Here is a 15,737-nt window from a genome sequence, read left to right as displayed (position 1 = left end):
CAGTCAACTATTTTGGCATAAAAAATCATTTGTCATACACTGCATCAATACTAAAGAATTTATTGACATAGGGCTTATTGGTGTTAGGATTAAGTTTCTTACTGGTTTTCACGTCATAATCAAGGTCGTAGGAAAGTTTGTCATGAATTTCCTGATAAATATCGAGAATGTTCTCCTTTACGTCCGACGATTCCTGCATCAACAGTGCGGTTTCTTTTGATATTCCGCAATCCGTCAGACCCTCGATAAGCCTTGCTGTCTGCTCTTCCCCGTGTGCAAAATTATCATCGAACGTTCCGTTGTAGAAAAGTTTCTGTCCCTTGTAATCACCGTCCGTAATCACAAACGTGATGTTGATCTGGCCTGCTCCCCACGAGCTTTTCCCAACTTCCATCTTGTCGACGTCAACTGCGTATACGCCTGACGGGACTTCTTTATAATTGTTCCCGTGTTCTTCCTCAAACTTCTTATATCTCTGTTCAGCTTTTTTAATTTCATCCTTGCTGAATCTGTTATTAAATGCACTGAAATCTACTCCCATGACTTATCCTCTCCTTCTTCTGCGTCTTACTGGTGCTTCTTCGGTGTTCTGTGCGACTTCTGAACCGCCTTTTACAAACTCTTCTTTTGTAATGATCTCTGCATTCTCTGGTGCAATATCCCCGGCGTGTTTCATAATGTAATTTCCGTCTGCCGTTTTGAAATAGGTGTCCTCTTTTAACAATGCATCTTTTTCTTCAAAGGGGACTTCTTCTTCTTCACCATCCGGAATATTCATAATTTCATCTGTGGACTGTGTGTCCACTTTTGATTCTACATCTTTTTCTTCCGCTTGTCTCCTACTTCTTCTCGTTCTTTTTGGTGCAGATACAGAATCTTCTGACACAGTGTTGGCCTGATCCTCTTTCTGAATCTCAGAATCCGATTTTGCCCCGTTCATGTCCCAATAGTTACGAATTTTGTTATCTACATACAGAAGGTCATTGGGGATCGCCCTTGATGGGAACATGTCTTCTGGTGATTTCACGGTGTCCTGTCCGCTGTTCTGTGTGAAGAAATAATACTTCCCATCCACGCATTCGGATTTCAGAACGATGGTGGACATGCCCTCAAGAACGATCTTGTCATCAAGCATCTTTCCTAGGGTCTTTATCTTCTCATTGCCGTCATCATCCTTGTCTGTATGGCACATTACATAAACAACCACATTACTAGGCAACCTGGAAATGTGTCTCAGCGTGTCAAACGTGTGTTTTGCAATTTCATTCCACTTATCAAAGCCTTTTTCGTACACTCTGCGCATAAATTCATGCCCCATAAGGTACTGGAAATCATCAATGACAATAATGTCATGATCCTTTGACATGCTGTCCATTGTTTCTTCAATGTCTTCCGGATCATCCGTGCAGACTGTTTCTGCCTTAAATGCAGGTGCGGTCTTTCCAAACGGAAGGTCTTTGCCCTCGATGTTAATTACTCCGAGCCTGTCGGCAGGAATGTTCTTCATGCTGTGGGATTTTCCGGTTCCCGACCGTCCCATAATAAATACAAGTTTTCCCATTATTTGCCCTCCTTCTCAAAAAGTTTCTTATTAAGTAACACTCCAAAGGTTATAGCTTCCAATGCGACTCTTGGGCTGACTCTAACAGCTAAATCGGACGCAACATCGATAACTGCATCTCTGAATTCATCCTCAGTAATAAACCGTCCGTCTTTTCCGTACTTTGGTACATCTTTCCAATCCATCATTTTTCTCCTTCCGTGATTCTCGCAGACCACAAATCTGCCGTGTGTACGATAATGTATAATGGTGTTTCGTGTCCGGGAATGATCGCCATTCCGCCTGTCTCACGGTCATACAGACCGTCATGGTACATGATGGCATACTCTTCGTCCTCAGTCAGATCGATGAACCGCCATGCGATACTGGCTGATTTGAAAGAATGCGGAACATTCGTTAAATTTTTATTCCGCTCATACGGCTTTGCATCAGACTGTATATACTCTGATTCTGTATCTGCCGTGGATTTCTTGTACTTCTTGTTTTTGATCATGTTCGGAACATAGAGCGGTTTTCCGAAGTCTCCACACTTCCCCAGATCATGAAGTGCAGAAACGATGATTACAGACGGTCTGATTTCTTCATAATCTTTCTTTCCGAGCAGTGCGTATCCGATGTTCTCTGCGGCCATCATTACATTTCTTGTGTGCTGAACCAGACCGTATTTGCAACACAGATGATTCCCACCACTGCACGGCGCTTCGAAAAATCCGACCTCGTCCATGTAAGAGATAAGATCACACATCCCTTCCCGTCCGGTTGACATCAGCCTGTCAACCACATATTTTTTGTTGTCCAACGTTTCCAAGTTCCTCTCCTTTCAGTAACATTTCCTCTTTTGCCCTCTTATAGAAGGTCTTGTTTATTTCAAAACCATAGAAATTTCTCCCCAACTCCTGACACGCCCTTGCGGTTGAACCGGAACCGAAACACGGATCAATCACGACATCTCCAGGGTCTGTAAAGATTTCTATCAGTCTTTTCATAAGTGATACCGGCTTTTGTGCCGGATGAATTTTGGGAATATCCTTCGGGTCACGTTCCCACACGAACCAATCAAAAATCATGTGTCCAGTTCCGCGAATGTTCTTTCCGTTCTCATCTACTTGTAAACCGTTCCTGAACTTTGGCAACTTGTCACGGTAAAACAACAATGCGTGTTCGGTTGCTCCCACAATCCGCATATTGGCTTTTAACACCTGCGGGGAATAGTTTTTGATGAATGATAGTGGGATATAATGGATAAATCCGTGTTTCTCCGCAGCATTGATTAGTGTTTGTGTCTGCTCAAACGAACAGAATACAATCATACACGGACTATTTGACGATCTCCCCCTTGCTACTGCTTTCTTGTCGTCTTTTCTCATCAACTGTGAACAGAAGTGAAAATATTCATACAGATTGAAATTAAAATCCGATGCAAAAGCCGCTTTTCCTGCTAATTTTGATTCCCCGTTTTTATTGTCACCGCCTTTGTACCACATAGGGTTACTTCCGTAAAAGTTAGTACCCACGTTGTAGGGTACATCGGCAATAATCAACTGTGCCTTATGAATTGGATAGCACTTCCAATTCTGCATGCTGTCGTTGTATAATTCACATTTCATGTTCCATCCATTCCTTAAACTTATTGAAGTCTTTCGGGTAAAGCACGAACGCCTTTCCCCCTGCTTTCTTGATCTGTTCTATCGTGTAAAGCTGTAGCTCTGACGGCTTGCCATTCGGTGCTTTCAATTCGATTGCAACGAACTTGCCATTCACGCAGGCAAGTAAATCCGGTATGCCTGATTTGGTGAACCTCGCACCACCCCAGTATTTGATGTACCAGACACCTTTACTTTTCAGATAAGCCTTTACACGGTTTTCAAAGTTCTTCTCTGCTGCCATTCCTTTTCTTACCTGTTAAATCTGCTACGGCACACAACGATAACACCCCCAAACCACTCAAACTGATTACCGTGCATAATACAGACGCACTGTCCATCGGATGCTGTATAAACATCGCCGTACTTAACATCACAAATGCGGCTGACCTTAGTAGCACATTAAGAATTATCTTCATACTTTTTCAGCCTCCTCAAAACATCTTCCCCGTCAAGGTCAGAATAAAAAGAAAAATATCTGCTTCTGAAAAATCTTTCTATTCTTTCAACCTCATCCTTATTATTTTTCCTTACAGCACTGCGGTGATCTTTTATTGCCTGTATAATCACGGCGTTACACAGGTTATGGTATCCATCGTCGTTCATCGTTTACTGATGTAAAACATCTTTTGTACAGGATCGAAATGTACATCATAGTCACCCACAAAATCTTTATGTGGTGCAGCCATATGAAAATAAACCCGCATCTTTGATCCGCTCTTCGTCACGGAATATCCCTGCTTATCCTCACGGAAGTAAATCCTTCCTGCATCTTTGTCCACGCCACAAGACACCCTGTCCGGACGTTCCATCAATTTCCATATTTCTTTTTTAATAGATATATCGGTTCTCTTACCACCATCAGTAAGGTATACACTTGCGTCATACAAATTAGTTGTTGTCCTCTGACTCAATTCCCATTGAATCCCCATATCATATCCTCCTATCGGGCGTTTTCTTTAAGCACTTGGTGTAAGGCGGTCGCAATGCCTTGCACCTTGTTTTCGTCTGTGCAAAGGTCTTCATATCCGAGCAGATCAAATATAGCGTGTAGCACCTCATGGATAAGCGCCTGTTCTTTCAGGTCGTCCGGCATATTTTTGTCAATGCGAATTTCATTTGTGAGAAAATTAATCTCACCTTTCCTCATTTCTTCTTTGTTTACACATTCCACTTCTGCAACCTTATAGGTCATTCCAAGAATTTTGATATGATCTTTCATAATTTATTAATAATTTCTCTCACCATTGATACACCGCTTAATGCGGTAACTTTAATCATCTTCCTGCGGTTCTCAAATCTTGCGATAACCTCGTCTTCATGCGGAAGATATGTAAAACTAAGTAAATCTGACATATCATCCGTCTGTCGCAAGACCTCACACAACCTCGTTAATATTTTCTGTTTATTTTCCATCGACTCTAATTCCTGTGCATTTGTAAAATTTCTCTGCATCAAAGTTCGGAAGATCGTAAACACAATTTTTACTATCTTCATCCAGACTGTCCCACCATGCCTGACGGTCTGGATACTCTTCTGTCACTCTCAGATAGCCGCCTGTTGTTTTGTATGTGGGATTATCTTCTTTTTCTTTCTCGGACATCCTCCCTTCTTCTATCCACTCGACAACTTTTGTCTTTTGCGGACAATATAACATCACCCGATAGCCGTTTGATCTGCGCCAATCATTGATTGTCCAGTTGGTTTCTTTGTCGAATATCTTGATATGCTGCTCTTCCGTACAAAAACACCCTGTGCTCAGATTGGTAAAATTCCAATCACCGGTATTACGGCTACCAATATTCCAATCACCAGTATTAAAATCACCGGCATTACGGTTACCTGCATTCCGATCACCAGCATTACAGTCACCAGTATTAGCTTCTCCAGTGTTGTAGTAACCGGCATTATGCTCACCGGCATTGTTTGAGCCTGTATTACAGTTACCAGTATTAGCTTCTCCAGTGTTGTAGTGACCGGCATTATAGTTACCTGTGTTGCCTCTTCCCGTACAATCCTTACCGACATTTACAAGTTTTAGAACTTCATTCCACGGAATTTCGCGAATGATTTTTAGCTTGTTTGTACAATATTTTTCACCGTCTGTATCTATTTCTCCGACAGCTTCTACTTCTGCAACATGATTATCAGTGTTGAAGCAACAATAATTAAAGCAATCCAACGCTCTTTCACAGAAGTGCATTCCGGCATTACATATTTTCGGTTTTACATCTTCCTCAAAATATCCGGGACAAGTGTAATGCTTGCCTCTACAAGTCCAGTCCTTATGAAAAACCTTATACCCCTTCATTGTTCATCCTTTCAAACAGCTTGTCTGTAAGTTCCTTCCCTTCCTTCAGCGCTTTCATATTCCATGTTTCTATACTGTTCTGTACCAACAAGTAATAGTAGAAACATGTCTGATTCTGACCTATCCGATGAATACGCTTCTTGCTCTGCTCCCACATATCGCAACTGCCTTTGCCCAGTGGCAATGAGAAGTAAATGATACGATTGCTGAATCCCTGTAGGTTTAAGCCATAAGCCCCGGCCTGATACTGGACGAACAGAATGTCAATGTCTTCTGCCTTGTCTTTTCTCTGACCGTTCACAACTCCACACTTGCGGTTTTCCACATCCGCTATTCCTTCAAGCGCTCTTAACTCCGATGTAAAGCAGTAGAACACAACCAGGTGATCTTCAGTTGACGCCACAAGATCACGAAACGCTTCCAACTTGTCTTTGCTGTACTCTCCGCATAGTTTTCGTGAATACAGAATCTTTGTGAGAGTGTTATCTCCTACAAGCTCTGTTCCGTCTTTCATCTTCAGGTATGATGTCTTGCGGAACTTCTTATATTCCGGCGACGGTCTGATTCTGATTGTCTGCTCTACCTGCTCTGGAAGAGTAAGAACTTCGTCCGTCTTCAGAAACACTGCTCCGTGTTCATGCAGCTTCTCTTTCAGATGGTCTACATTCTTATATCCAGTCACTACGGTTATTGGAAATCCGATTCCATAGTCTACTTTTTTGGTAACAATGTAGCTGTTCCAGAAAACCTGACGACTGATGTCCCATCCGAGTAACTTGCACTGGCTCCAAAGTTTTTCATACTTTCCAGATGTAGGAGAACCAGACAGCAGGATCACATTCTTCGGACGCAGCTTCAAAATGAATTTTGACCGCTTCGCTTTCTCGTTAGAAATAAGCTGTGATTCATCCAACATGAGAGTGTAATCTCTGAGATTCAACAGCTCCGGTCTACGAAAAGCCAATTCATAATTTATGATTCCAAATCGTGTTTCCGTTGAGCTGTCATTCAAGAAGCTGCCGAACTGTTTCTTGTTTGTCAGATCGTACACATGACCGGAATAGAATTTCTGAAGGTGTTCCATCCAGTCAGATATTTTGGATTTCTGGCAAACAATCAGATTCGTCTTTTCTCCGAGTTGATTCATCTTCTCAGAGCCTACGAAGGTTTTACCGAGTCCCGTTACATGTCAAGGTAATAAGCTACCCGGTTATAACCTTTCGTCATGTTCAGAACATCTTCCTGAAATGGGAATAACTTTACCTCTGACAATTTGCATCACCTTCTTCCTCTAACAGCTTTTCAGCTTTGTTGAGGTATCCCAATGCAATTTCAGCAATTGCCGGCACATATGCTTCTGCCCTGTCCGGGTCTGAATCGTACCAGCCTAAAACGCTGATGAGTGCAGAACGAGATTTTAAAATACATTCACTCAATGTCTCATTCATTTGAAATCCTCCGCTATTCCTGCCTTGATCTTTTCTCCGTTCAACATGTAATCTTCAAATACGTCACTCCGTACTCTGTGGATACCCCCGTTGTCAATGAATGACGCTTTCGGGTATCTGTCAGGTACGAGTTTCCGTATCTTTCTCAACCGGTCATCCACAGTTGACAGACTGATGGAGAAACGATCAGACAGTTGCTTTCTGTTTTCATATGTGTACATTAGTTTCTCTCATTCTTCTGTTTTAAAAGTGATTCGACAGATACGCCAAAATAATCGGCAACGGCTTTCGCTTTTTCTACACTGGGAGAATTGGTGTCCCATTTAGAAACGCTCCCTGAAGAAAAACCAAGGTCTTTCTCTAGCCTGTAAACGGTTACTCCCTTCGACTCGCAAAGGGCTTTTATTTTTTCTAGCAAAAACTTCACCCCCTTTCCTAGAAAATGTTCATTTGTATATTGACTATTGCATGAAAATATTCTATTATAAGGGCATAAAAATAGCTGAAAATATTCATATACCCTATTGATTCCACCGCCAAGTGACCAATAGATTATTTTCATGTACTCGTCTGTACATGCTTATATTACATGAATATTTTCTAGCTGTCAATAGTTTTGCATGAATTTTTTCATGTCATTTTTAAGACGGAAGGGAGTACACAAATTGACGCTAGTAGATAGGATTCGTCTCCTCGCAAATCAGAGGGGACTCAGTTTGCCTCGGTTAGAGGAAGAATTAAACATGGGGAACGGTACAATAAGCAGATGGAGGACATCTGCCCCTGGAACAAACAAATTAGAAAAAGTAGCTGATTATTTTGGAGTGTCGATTGATTATCTCATCGGAAGAACGGAGACACCAATACCCAATGGAAACTCAAACAAGGGAATTAGAATACCTGTCCTGGGTAACGTTGCAGCCGGTATACCCATAGAGATGATTACCGACGTTGTGGATTGGGAAGAAATACCAGACGCAATGGCTAAGGCTGGGGATTTTTTCGGACTCCGGATAAAGGGAGACTCAATGTCTCCAAGAATCTCTGAAGGTGACACCGTGATTGTAAGGAAACAGGATGATGCTGAATCTGGCGATGTGGTTATTGCCACAATCAACGGAGACTCTGCTACATGCAAACGGCTTATGAAGTACGAAAGCGGAATTAGCCTGATCAGCTTCAACCCGGCTTATAAACCTATGGAATTCACCAACGAGCAAATCACAACCGTGCCTGTACACATTATTGGAAAAGTTGTCGAAAATAGACAGAAATATTAACGTGGGGGTCAAGTGTATGACGGATGAGGAATTTTTGAAGATGTTGGGGAGAAACGTTCGTGACAGGAGAAAAGAACTCGGACTCACGCAGACGAAGCTTGCCAACAGGATAGGAACCGCTTCCAAGGAAAACCAGAGGTCATACATCAGCAAACTGGAAGCCGGACAGAGAAATCCGGGTATTGTTCTCATGAGACACATGTCAGAAGCTCTGGGAGTGTCTATTTCTTCACTTGTCGGTGAAGAAAACAGATTTAATCTACTTACCAAAGAAAATCAGGCTATAATCTCAACACTTATAGACAAGTTACTATCTAATCAGTAATTATTACAGTACATATTACAGGATATTACAGGATGGGAACTCGCACCTGTAATATCCGGGAAGCCTTTATTTATAAGGGTTTGAGACTTGTTAAATTTTTAACTTACAGATATTACAGTATATTACTATATTAACTACTATATTATATTTTTTCTTATTATGAATATTAGACATAACCAACCACTTTTTTATTAAAATGCTAAGAAATTGATTTGTCCTGTAATATCTGTAAGACCCGCATAAAATAAGGCTTTTCACCTGTAATATCGTCCTGTAATATTACACTTCGTCCTGTAATGAGGTGATTTTGATGTGGAGTCAAAAATTAAAGTCTGGAAACGTCTGCTATCGTGAACGATACGAAAATCCTTTAACTGGTGAAATTAAAGTTGCAACTGTCACCATCAAACCATCAGGAAAAAAGAGGACGGACGAGCGGATAGCAGAAGAAGCGCTTAGAGAAAAAATTGATAAAATTACTCACGAAGCAAAAGTCAAAGATTTAACCCTAGAAGAACTCTGCGAAAAATATATTGCCAGACAACAGCGAGAATATAAGCCGCAGACTGCGCAGGCGGCTCGGAGACGGCTTTCTACAATTAAACGCTTAATCGGTAACAAGGCGCTCATAAAGCGCTTAAATGCGCCTTTGGTGGCCGATAAGCTATACACTGGAAGTGACATCACCTATAATGAACGCCTAACGAGATTCAAAGCCCTGATGCGATGGGCATATCAGGCAGGATATATTGATGATGTGTCATATCTTGACCGGCTGCAAAATAAACGTGTCCCCTCTGTCCGGGTAAAGGATGCAGAAAAATATCTGGAACATGACGAAATAGACAAGCTGCTGTCAGGCATGACCGTAGAGCGTTGGAAGCTGGTCACAGAGTTTCTGATTCTGTCAGGTTTGAGAATCGGAGAGTTTATCGCTCTGAACGATTCGGATGTGGACTTTGAGAAAAGGGAGATTCATGTGACAAAAACTTTTTCCAGAGATATACATAAAATCAGTACAACAAAAACAGAAATGTCAGAACGTGATGTATACATGCAAGATGAGTTGTTGGAATGCGCAGAACGGATCAAGAAGTTTTCCAAAGAAGAACAAATACAGTATGTGTTTCAAACAGACTTGTTTTTGTCGAACGGCAATGGTGACTATATTTGCTATGACGTATACAGCAAGTATTTCAGAGAAAACACAGAGCGTATACTCGGAAGGAGATTAACACCACATAGCTTGCGGCATACACACACGGCATTGCTCGCGGAATCTGGCGTTCCTTTGGAAACAATATCACGGAGACTCGGGCATGCGGACAGCGAAGTTACTAAAAATGTCTATTTTCATGTGACAGAAAAAATGCGTGAAAAAGACAACGACAAGATAAAATCTGTAAAAATGCTACACGTTTGCTACACGTAAGATATAAAAAGCCCCGGAAACCCTTGTATATAAAGGACTTCCGGGGCTTTGCTGCCTGCCGGCGACCGGAATCGAACCGGTACGGGTATCGCTACCCACGGGATTTTAAGTCCCGGGCGTCTACCAGTTCCGCCACGCCGGCATGAGGCAGATGGGCGGTGGTGGATTCGAACCACCGAAAGCAGTGCTAGCAGATTTACAGTCTGTCCCCTTTGGCCACTCGGGAAACCGCCCTCAGACAGAATTAAATTATATCGTAACCGAATCAGGTTTTCAAGACAGGATTGAATTTTAACAAAAGTTCTTCTATTATTAGTGCTGTCTGCAGTTCTAAGCATCTTCTGAAAGGTACTGTTTACAATGAACCGTTTTTCAACCACCCGTTTCAAAAGAGTTTCTGCCGGCCGTAAGGCTGCGCCGAAAGACACAAAGGACAGCTTCCGTGCCCTGAAGGCTTCGTTTCCTCTTACCCTTCCCGTTATGGCCGGATATGTGTTTCTCGGCATCACCTACGGGATTCTGATGGTTTCTCAGGGGCTTCCGCCCTGGCTCCCGGTTGTGACAGCTGCAGTCATCTATACCGGATCCATGGAGTTTCTTCTGGCCGACATCCTGGTATCCTCCTTCCATCCCTTCTCTGCCTTCGCCACCGCCGTTATGGTAGGCGCAAGACACCTGTTCTACGGGATCTCCATGCTGGATAAGTACCGGCACATGGGGTGGAAGAAGTTTTATCTGATCTACACAACCAGCGATGAGACTTTTGCCGTCAACTATTCCGCGGATATCCCGGAGAATGTGGACAAAAGCTGGTTTTATTTCTGGGTCTCTCTGCTGGACCAGGCCTACTGGATCGCGGGCGCCGCTCTTGGCGGCCTGGCAGGGACACTGATTACCTTCAATACACGGGGACTGGATTTCGTGATGACCGCCATGTTTGTCACTATTTTTATGAATCAGTGGCTGAAGGACGGGGAAGGCTTCCGGCATCTCTTCCGGAACCACATCAGTGAATTTGTCGGTCTTTTGTCCTCTGTCCTGTGTCTGCTGCTGTTCAGCGCAGATCGTTTTATCATACCGGCCATGCTTCTGATTCTCGGAATTCTCACCTTATTTCGAAAATGGATCGACACGGAACCTGCCGCCGGACAGACACCAGGGAAGAAAGGAGAAGAGAGATGACCTCTTTCCAGATTATTATTACTATCGCCGCTGTCGTGCTGGGCACTGTCCTGACAAGATTTCTCCCCTATATCTGCTTTCCCCAGGGCAAAAAAACACCGAGGTATATTACATACCTCGGCAAAGTTCTGGCGCCCGCGGTTTTCGGCCTCCTGGTGATCTACTGTCTCCGCGATGTCCGTTTCACCGGCGGCACCTTCGGTATTCCGGAACTGGTCTCCATCGCCGTCGTCGTGCTCACCTTTCTCTGGAAACGGCAGATGCTGCTCTCCATGGCCAGCGGAACCATCCTGTACATGATTCTGGTGCAGACTGTTTTCCGCTGAAACAGAGCCCGAATCTCCCCGGACTCTGCCAGTTACTCCTGTTCCCGCCGGATATCTGTTTCCCGGCTGTGAAGGAGAATGAGCGCGCTCTTCGGCGCCATGTGCAGCTTCACGTTTCCGGCTGTCATCGGTATCTCCTCCGGGGCGGTTGTGTATCCGTCCGCGTCACATTCCAGGATTTTTTTCAGCCGGACGCTTTCATCAACCTTGGAAATGCCGGCAGGCCAAACCTCAGCCTCCACATCAAATTCCTGCGCCCGGTTGCTGATACAAACCAGAACCTGCTCCTCACGGTTAAATCGTCCGTAGACAAGCACATTATAATCTCTGTGCAGGATGATCACAGAACCTGTCCGTAACACCTCGTGAGAATTGTGAATACCGATGACCGTCCGGTAGAAGTCGATCAGCTGGTCATCCTCCATCCCCCAGGGATAGGTCCGGCGGTTATCCGGATCGGTAAAGCCGCACAGCCCGGCCTCGTCCCCGTAATAAACGGTGGGCGCTCCCGGCCAGGTCATCTGAATAACAACAGCTTCCTGGAGGACAGCCTTGTCCACATCTCTGGAAGCTGCCTCGGATCCCTGCGTCGCCACCCTCCCCACGCGATGATTCGTTCTTGTCAGAAAGCGGGAGTGATCATGGTTATCCAGCTCATTCATGGCAGTAAGCAGTGACGGCATGGAAAAGGCTGTCATGTGATACCGCATGGCATCCGCAAAGCTGTCACTGTTTCCCAGCAGGTCTTCCCGATAGGCGTCACTGTGTTTTTCCATACCGGTCAGAAACCAGGACACCGGCTCCATAAAGGCATCGTAGTTCATCACCGTGTCCCATTCGTCTCCGCCCAGCCAAGCGTCGGCGTCCCCGTAATGTTCCGCCAGAATAATCGCCTCCGGATTCGCGTCCTTGACCTCCTTCCGGAATTCCTTCCAAAAGGCATGGTTAAACTCCGGAGAATGCCCCAGGTCCGCGGCCACATCCAGCCGCCAGCCGTCTGCGTTATAGGGAGGGGAAACCCATTTTCTCCCGATCCGGAGAATCGTTTTCTGCAGCTCGCGGGAGTTTTCATAATTCAGCTTGGGAAGCGTATCGTTCCCCCACCAGCTGTCGTAATTCCCGTTAAACGGCCAGCGGCCGCCCGGATTGAACTGGAAGAAGCTGTGGTAAGGACTGTCCTCGGCGATATAGGCTCCCTTTTCGTATCCCTGCTGGTTTTCATAGATTCTCTCCCGGTCCATCCACTTATTAAAGGATCCGCAGTGATTGAACACTCCGTCCAGGATGACCTTCATGCCGCGGCGGTGCGCTTCCTCCACCAGACGGATGAAGAGGTCATTGCCCGCGCCCAGATTTCTTCTGTCCGTCACTCTGGCAATGTACCGGGAAGCCTGCGTATTATCCTCGGAACCGTCAGGAAGGACGCCTTCCTCCGGCCTCATCTCTTTCTGCTCCGTGATAATCTTCCCGAAATGCGGATCGATATAGTCGTAATCCTGCGTATCGTATTTGTGATTGGACGGGGAGACAAAGACCGGGTTCAGGTAAATGGCCCGGATTCCCAGCTTCTGCAGATAATCAAGCTTGTCCAGCACCCCCTGCAGGTCGCCTCCGTAAAAATTCTGGACATCCATGGCTTCCGGCATCTGATACCAGTTGTTTACCTTGTGTACGTGCCGGTGGATATAATTGTACTCATGATCCAGAACATCATTGGACGGATCTCCGTTGCGGAACCGGTCCACAAAGATCTGATACATGACACAGCCTTTAGCCCAGTCCGGCGTATGGAATCCCGGATGAATCCGGAACATATGCTCCGTGGACGGCTGATGAGAGGTTCCCAGCCTGTCATAATAGCAGATCGTTTTCCCCGCCCGGATCTCAAAGTAATAGGCGAAAGAATCCTCTTCCACCGGGACTCTTACCGAATAGTAGTCAAAATCGCTCTCTGTCCGCTCAAAATGCATCCGGAGCCTGTCATTTTCATGATGAAGATACACCAGGTCCGCGTCATTCCTTGCGGTCCGGAAACGGATGGTCACCACATCGCCGGGGTCCGGCTCCATTGGGGTGACAAACATTTCCGTCTCATCGCTGTACAGTGCCTGCTTTCTGAGCAGTGGCCTCATATGGATCATATATTGTGTGTAATCCATGCCGTGTAAAATTCCGTCCATATTTCCAGTGCCCGAATCCTTTCTGTTCTGCTGCCGTGGTATGGGTATCCGCGGCGCGTGCCTGTAAAAAAAGGCAGCCTGTAAAGGCTGCCTTTTTTTAGAGAAGGTATTTCTCTTTTTGGGGTGTAGCAAAAACTATATAATGTATTGGGGGGTTTTACGGTAAGTATAATAGCATGCCCCCTGTGAAAAGTCTGCACAAACTTCACAAAAATACCCATATGTTTTTGTCTAGTATTACCTGTCCCCTGCCTTTACTTCTGCCTCTTCTGCAAAAATTGCCTCAAACTCCACGCGGTTCAATTTTTCTTTTTCCATCAGCCTCTGCGCACAGGTGTCCAGAACATACCGATGTTCCTCAATCAGACGTCTTGCCTGCGCATGGCAGTTTTCTATAATTTCCTTCACTTCCTCATCAATGGCAGAGGCCACGTTCTCGCTGTAACTCTTGGTGTGTCCCCAGTCCCGTCCGATAAACACTTCTTCCGAGTCCTCGCCGTAATTAACCAGGCCGAGGCGGGAGGACATTCCGTATTTCGTGACCATTGCCCTTGCCGTATTGGTCGCCTGTTTGATATCCTGGGACGCGCCCGTGGTGATATCATCAAAAATAATTTCCTCTGCCGCGCGGCCGCCCAGATCGACCGTAATCTGCTGCATCATCCTTCCGCGGGTACTGAACATGTTGTCGTTCTCCGGCTGGGGCATAGTATATCCGGCCGCTCCGGGTCCCGTAGGGATAACGGAAATGGTATAAACCGGATCCATATCCGGAAGCACATGGAACAGAATGGCGTGTCCCGTCTCATGATAGGCGGTGATCCGCTTCTCCTTTTCCGAAATCACGTGGCTCTTCTTTTCCGTCCCGATTCCGACCTTGATAAAGGATTCCTTGATGTCTTCCTGCGACATGTAGGAATGGCCTTCCCTCGCCGCGCGGATGGCCGCCTCATTCATCAGGTTTTCCAGATCTGCCCCGGAGAATCCTGCCGTCGTCTGGGCAATCTGCTTCAGGTTCACATCATCCCCGAGAGCCTTGTTTCTGGCGTGTACCCGGAGAATGGCTTCCCGTCCGCGGATATCCGGCAGGCTGACCATCACCTTCCGGTCAAATCTTCCCGGACGAAGGATGGCCGGATCCAGAATATCCACACGGTTTGTGGCCGCCATGACAATAATGCCCTCATTGACGCCAAAACCGTCCATCTCCACCAGCAGCTGGTTCAGTGTCTGCTCTCTCTCGTCGTGTCCGCCGCCCATACCGGTGCCCCTGCGCCGGCCGACTGCGTCAATCTCATCAATAAAGATGATGCAGGGTGCATTCTTCTTCGCCTCCGCAAACAGATCCCTGACGCGGGACGCGCCTACGCCGACAAACATCTCCACAAAATCCGATCCGGATATAGAGAAGAAGGGAACTCCCGCCTCCCCGGCCACCGCCTTGGCAAGAAGCGTCTTTCCTGTTCCCGGCTGGCCCACAAGGATAATTCCCTTGGGAATTCTGGCGCCAAGCTTTGTATATTTTGCGGGATTCCGGAGAAAGTCCACAATTTCCTCCAGGTCCTCCTTTTCCTCTGCCATGCCGGCTACATCAGAAAAGCGGATTTTACTGTCGCGGGTCATCTGCGCCCGGCTTTTTCCGAAATCCATCATCCTGGCGTTTGCGCTGCCGCCGGCGCTTCTCCCCATCATACTGAAAAGGACCACAACCAGCAGGATGCCGACAATAATGGGAAGCGCCACCGTAAGCAGGTTGCTGTCATGCGAGACATTCCGCAGTTCGTAGGTGACGTTGTACTGATCCAGCTCATCCTGCGCCTGTTCCACATCGCTGACGTAGATTCTTCCTTCGGTTCCATCCTTCAGCGTAAAGAGAACCGCCCCTGTGGGAACCTCCTGGTTCTGTACAACCTCCGCCTCCGTAACCTCATCATTCTCCAGGTAATTTTCATATTGTTTCCGGCTGACTACATCTGTCCTGCTGAAAATATTCGGAACGATCATGAACACGATGATCAGCCCGATCATCATAATAAGGTAAATTCTCCA

General features: G+C 45.8%; 21 protein-coding genes and 2 tRNA genes. 5 read left to right on the top strand and 18 right to left on the bottom strand.

All coding sequences use genetic code 11. From position 1 onward, the window contains the following. Positions 1-25: 25 nt before the first annotated feature. The 14 genes from FYJ60_RS04390 to FYJ60_RS04325 all read right to left on the bottom strand — a co-directional run bounded on the left by FYJ60_RS04390 (position 26) and on the right by FYJ60_RS04325 (position 7,525). Positions 26-541, bottom strand: coding sequence for a DUF669 domain-containing protein (locus FYJ60_RS04390; protein WP_154457339.1), 516 nt, complete (start codon positions 539-541; stop codon positions 26-28). 3 nt (positions 542-544) lie between these two features. After that, positions 545-1,561 carry an AAA family ATPase gene (locus tag FYJ60_RS04385; protein WP_154457338.1) on the bottom strand — a complete coding sequence of 339 codons (1,017 nt, stop codon included), beginning with the start codon at positions 1,559-1,561 and terminating at the stop codon, positions 545-547. Continuing rightward, a complete protein-coding gene (locus FYJ60_RS04380; RefSeq protein WP_154457337.1) occupies positions 1,561-1,746 on the bottom strand; it encodes a hypothetical protein in 186 nt (61 codons plus the stop codon). The genes FYJ60_RS04385 and FYJ60_RS04380 overlap by 1 nt, the downstream gene beginning before the upstream one ends. Next, on the bottom strand, positions 1,746-2,360 hold the full coding sequence (locus tag FYJ60_RS04375; protein WP_154457336.1) for an HD domain-containing protein: 615 nt from the start codon (positions 2,358-2,360) through the stop codon (positions 1,746-1,748). The genes FYJ60_RS04380 and FYJ60_RS04375 overlap by 1 nt, the downstream gene beginning before the upstream one ends. Beyond that, on the bottom strand, positions 2,335-3,168 hold the full coding sequence (locus FYJ60_RS04370; protein ID WP_235903317.1) for a DNA-methyltransferase: 834 nt from the start codon (positions 3,166-3,168) through the stop codon (positions 2,335-2,337). Before FYJ60_RS04370 ends, FYJ60_RS04375 begins: the two co-directional genes overlap by 26 nt. Continuing rightward, positions 3,158-3,448, bottom strand: a complete 291-nt coding sequence (locus tag FYJ60_RS04365; protein WP_154457335.1) for a VRR-NUC domain-containing protein — start codon at positions 3,446-3,448, stop codon at positions 3,158-3,160. Before FYJ60_RS04365 ends, FYJ60_RS04370 begins: the two co-directional genes overlap by 11 nt. Before the next feature lie 158 nt (positions 3,449-3,606). After that, the gene (locus FYJ60_RS04360; RefSeq protein WP_154457334.1) at positions 3,607-3,810 is read right to left on the bottom strand and encodes a hypothetical protein; all 204 of its coding nucleotides are present in this window, start codon (positions 3,808-3,810) and stop codon (positions 3,607-3,609) included. Next, positions 3,807-4,136: a hypothetical protein gene (locus tag FYJ60_RS04355; protein WP_154457333.1), complete on the bottom strand. Its 330-nt coding sequence runs from the start codon at positions 4,134-4,136 to the stop codon at positions 3,807-3,809. The genes FYJ60_RS04360 and FYJ60_RS04355 overlap by 4 nt, the downstream gene beginning before the upstream one ends. Before the next feature lie 11 nt (positions 4,137-4,147). Beyond that, the gene (locus FYJ60_RS04350; protein ID WP_154457332.1) at positions 4,148-4,426 is read right to left on the bottom strand and encodes an ImmA/IrrE family metallo-endopeptidase; all 279 of its coding nucleotides are present in this window, start codon (positions 4,424-4,426) and stop codon (positions 4,148-4,150) included. Then, positions 4,423-4,620 carry a hypothetical protein gene (locus tag FYJ60_RS04345; RefSeq protein ID WP_154457331.1) on the bottom strand — a complete coding sequence of 66 codons (198 nt, stop codon included), beginning with the start codon at positions 4,618-4,620 and terminating at the stop codon, positions 4,423-4,425. Before FYJ60_RS04345 ends, FYJ60_RS04350 begins: the two co-directional genes overlap by 4 nt. Next, the gene (locus FYJ60_RS04340) at positions 4,610-5,515 is read right to left on the bottom strand and encodes a pentapeptide repeat-containing protein (protein ID WP_154457330.1); all 906 of its coding nucleotides are present in this window, start codon (positions 5,513-5,515) and stop codon (positions 4,610-4,612) included. Before FYJ60_RS04340 ends, FYJ60_RS04345 begins: the two co-directional genes overlap by 11 nt. Then, entirely contained in the window at positions 5,502-6,662 is a 1,161-nt protein-coding gene (locus FYJ60_RS04335; protein ID WP_235903316.1) for an SNF2-related protein, read from the bottom strand. The genes FYJ60_RS04340 and FYJ60_RS04335 overlap by 14 nt, the downstream gene beginning before the upstream one ends. Positions 6,663-6,774: 112 nt before the next feature. Beyond that, on the bottom strand, positions 6,775-6,963 hold the full coding sequence (locus tag FYJ60_RS04330) for a hypothetical protein (RefSeq protein ID WP_154457329.1): 189 nt from the start codon (positions 6,961-6,963) through the stop codon (positions 6,775-6,777). Positions 6,964-7,183: 220 nt separating this feature from the next. Further along, positions 7,184-7,525 (bottom strand): helix-turn-helix domain-containing protein, encoded by a 342-nt coding sequence (locus FYJ60_RS04325; protein ID WP_154457328.1) that lies wholly within the window; start codon positions 7,523-7,525, stop codon positions 7,184-7,186. 58 nt (positions 7,526-7,583) lie between these two features. Between FYJ60_RS04325 and FYJ60_RS04320 the strand changes: the two genes are divergently transcribed. The 3 genes from FYJ60_RS04320 (at position 7,584) to FYJ60_RS04310 (ending at position 10,000) form a co-directional block, all read left to right on the top strand. Then, the gene (locus FYJ60_RS04320) at positions 7,584-8,243 is read left to right on the top strand and encodes a LexA family protein (RefSeq protein ID WP_330579107.1); all 660 of its coding nucleotides are present in this window, start codon (positions 7,584-7,586) and stop codon (positions 8,241-8,243) included. A gap of 16 nt (positions 8,244-8,259) precedes the next feature. Beyond that, positions 8,260-8,568 carry a helix-turn-helix domain-containing protein gene (locus FYJ60_RS04315; RefSeq protein WP_154457326.1) on the top strand — a complete coding sequence of 103 codons (309 nt, stop codon included), beginning with the start codon at positions 8,260-8,262 and terminating at the stop codon, positions 8,566-8,568. Between the two features lie 310 nt (positions 8,569-8,878). Then, positions 8,879-10,000 (top strand): tyrosine-type recombinase/integrase, encoded by a 1,122-nt coding sequence (locus FYJ60_RS04310; protein WP_154457325.1) that lies wholly within the window; start codon positions 8,879-8,881, stop codon positions 9,998-10,000. Between the two features lie 56 nt (positions 10,001-10,056). On the opposite strand, the gene FYJ60_RS04305 is transcribed toward FYJ60_RS04310, so the two are convergent. Beyond that, a tRNA-Leu gene (locus tag FYJ60_RS04305) sits at positions 10,057-10,142 on the bottom strand. A 10-nt stretch (positions 10,143-10,152) separates the two neighbouring features. Continuing rightward, positions 10,153-10,234: transfer RNA gene (locus FYJ60_RS04300), tRNA-Tyr, on the bottom strand. Positions 10,235-10,360: 126 nt separating this feature from the next. Here FYJ60_RS04300 and FYJ60_RS04295 point away from each other — a divergent pair. Further along, the gene (locus FYJ60_RS04295; RefSeq protein ID WP_154457324.1) at positions 10,361-11,182 is read left to right on the top strand and encodes an AzlC family ABC transporter permease; all 822 of its coding nucleotides are present in this window, start codon (positions 10,361-10,363) and stop codon (positions 11,180-11,182) included. Further along, a complete protein-coding gene (locus tag FYJ60_RS04290) occupies positions 11,179-11,508 on the top strand; it encodes a branched-chain amino acid transporter permease (protein ID WP_154457323.1) in 330 nt (109 codons plus the stop codon). The genes FYJ60_RS04295 and FYJ60_RS04290 overlap by 4 nt, the downstream gene beginning before the upstream one ends. Before the next feature lie 32 nt (positions 11,509-11,540). On the opposite strand, the gene FYJ60_RS04285 is transcribed toward FYJ60_RS04290, so the two are convergent. Both FYJ60_RS04285 and ftsH read right to left on the bottom strand, forming a co-directional pair. Further along, entirely contained in the window at positions 11,541-13,688 is a 2,148-nt protein-coding gene (locus tag FYJ60_RS04285) for a glycoside hydrolase family 13 protein (RefSeq protein WP_154457322.1), read from the bottom strand. A 237-nt stretch (positions 13,689-13,925) separates the two neighbouring features. Next, complete coding sequence (gene ftsH / locus FYJ60_RS04280; RefSeq protein WP_154457591.1) at positions 13,926-15,716, bottom strand: ATP-dependent zinc metalloprotease FtsH; 1,791 nt, start codon at positions 15,714-15,716, stop codon at positions 13,926-13,928. Between the last annotated feature and the right edge of the window lie 21 nt (positions 15,717-15,737).

This window comes from Bilifractor porci (assembly GCF_009696005.1).
In the GTDB taxonomy this organism is placed as follows: Bacteria; Bacillota; Clostridia; order Lachnospirales; family Lachnospiraceae; genus Bilifractor; species Bilifractor porci.
The sequence above is the reverse complement of the archived record's forward strand: the minus strand, read 5'-3'. Positions and strand labels throughout refer to the sequence as shown.

Excerpts from the sequence above, each read along its gene's own strand:
- FYJ60_RS04390 (WP_154457339.1), bottom strand. The coding sequence starts at position 541 with ATGGGAGTAGATTTCAGTGCATTTAATAACAGATTCAGCAAGGATGAA.
- FYJ60_RS04385 (WP_154457338.1), bottom strand. The coding sequence starts at position 1,561 with ATGGGAAAACTTGTATTTATTATGGGACGGTCGGGAACCGGAAAATCC.
- FYJ60_RS04380 (WP_154457337.1), bottom strand. The coding sequence starts at position 1,746 with ATGGATTGGAAAGATGTACCAAAGTACGGAAAAGACGGACGGTTTATT.
- FYJ60_RS04370 (WP_235903317.1), bottom strand. The coding sequence starts at position 3,168 with ATGAAATGTGAATTATACAACGACAGCATGCAGAATTGGAAGTGCTAT.
- FYJ60_RS04365 (WP_154457335.1), bottom strand. The coding sequence starts at position 3,448 with ATGGCAGCAGAGAAGAACTTTGAAAACCGTGTAAAGGCTTATCTGAAA.
- FYJ60_RS04360 (WP_154457334.1), bottom strand. The coding sequence starts at position 3,810 with ATGAACGACGATGGATACCATAACCTGTGTAACGCCGTGATTATACAG.
- FYJ60_RS04355 (WP_154457333.1), bottom strand. The coding sequence starts at position 4,136 with ATGGGGATTCAATGGGAATTGAGTCAGAGGACAACAACTAATTTGTAT.
- FYJ60_RS04350 (WP_154457332.1), bottom strand. The coding sequence starts at position 4,426 with ATGAAAGATCATATCAAAATTCTTGGAATGACCTATAAGGTTGCAGAA.
- FYJ60_RS04345 (WP_154457331.1), bottom strand. The coding sequence starts at position 4,620 with ATGGAAAATAAACAGAAAATATTAACGAGGTTGTGTGAGGTCTTGCGA.
- FYJ60_RS04340 (WP_154457330.1), bottom strand. The coding sequence starts at position 5,515 with ATGAAGGGGTATAAGGTTTTTCATAAGGACTGGACTTGTAGAGGCAAG.
- FYJ60_RS04335 (WP_235903316.1), bottom strand. The coding sequence starts at position 6,662 with ATGAATCAACTCGGAGAAAAGACGAATCTGATTGTTTGCCAGAAATCC.
- FYJ60_RS04330 (WP_154457329.1), bottom strand. The coding sequence starts at position 6,963 with ATGAATGAGACATTGAGTGAATGTATTTTAAAATCTCGTTCTGCACTC.
- FYJ60_RS04325 (WP_154457328.1), bottom strand. The coding sequence starts at position 7,525 with ATGAAAATAATCTATTGGTCACTTGGCGGTGGAATCAATAGGGTATAT.
- FYJ60_RS04320 (WP_330579107.1), top strand. The coding sequence starts at position 7,584 with ATGAATTTTTTCATGTCATTTTTAAGACGGAAGGGAGTACACAAATTG.
- FYJ60_RS04315 (WP_154457326.1), top strand. The coding sequence starts at position 8,260 with ATGACGGATGAGGAATTTTTGAAGATGTTGGGGAGAAACGTTCGTGAC.
- FYJ60_RS04310 (WP_154457325.1), top strand. The coding sequence starts at position 8,879 with ATGTGGAGTCAAAAATTAAAGTCTGGAAACGTCTGCTATCGTGAACGA.
- FYJ60_RS04295 (WP_154457324.1), top strand. The coding sequence starts at position 10,361 with ATGAACCGTTTTTCAACCACCCGTTTCAAAAGAGTTTCTGCCGGCCGT.
- FYJ60_RS04290 (WP_154457323.1), top strand. The coding sequence starts at position 11,179 with ATGACCTCTTTCCAGATTATTATTACTATCGCCGCTGTCGTGCTGGGC.
- FYJ60_RS04285 (WP_154457322.1), bottom strand. The coding sequence starts at position 13,688 with ATGGACGGAATTTTACACGGCATGGATTACACACAATATATGATCCAT.
- ftsH (WP_154457591.1), bottom strand. The coding sequence starts at position 15,716 with ATGATCGGGCTGATCATCGTGTTCATGATCGTTCCGAATATTTTCAGC.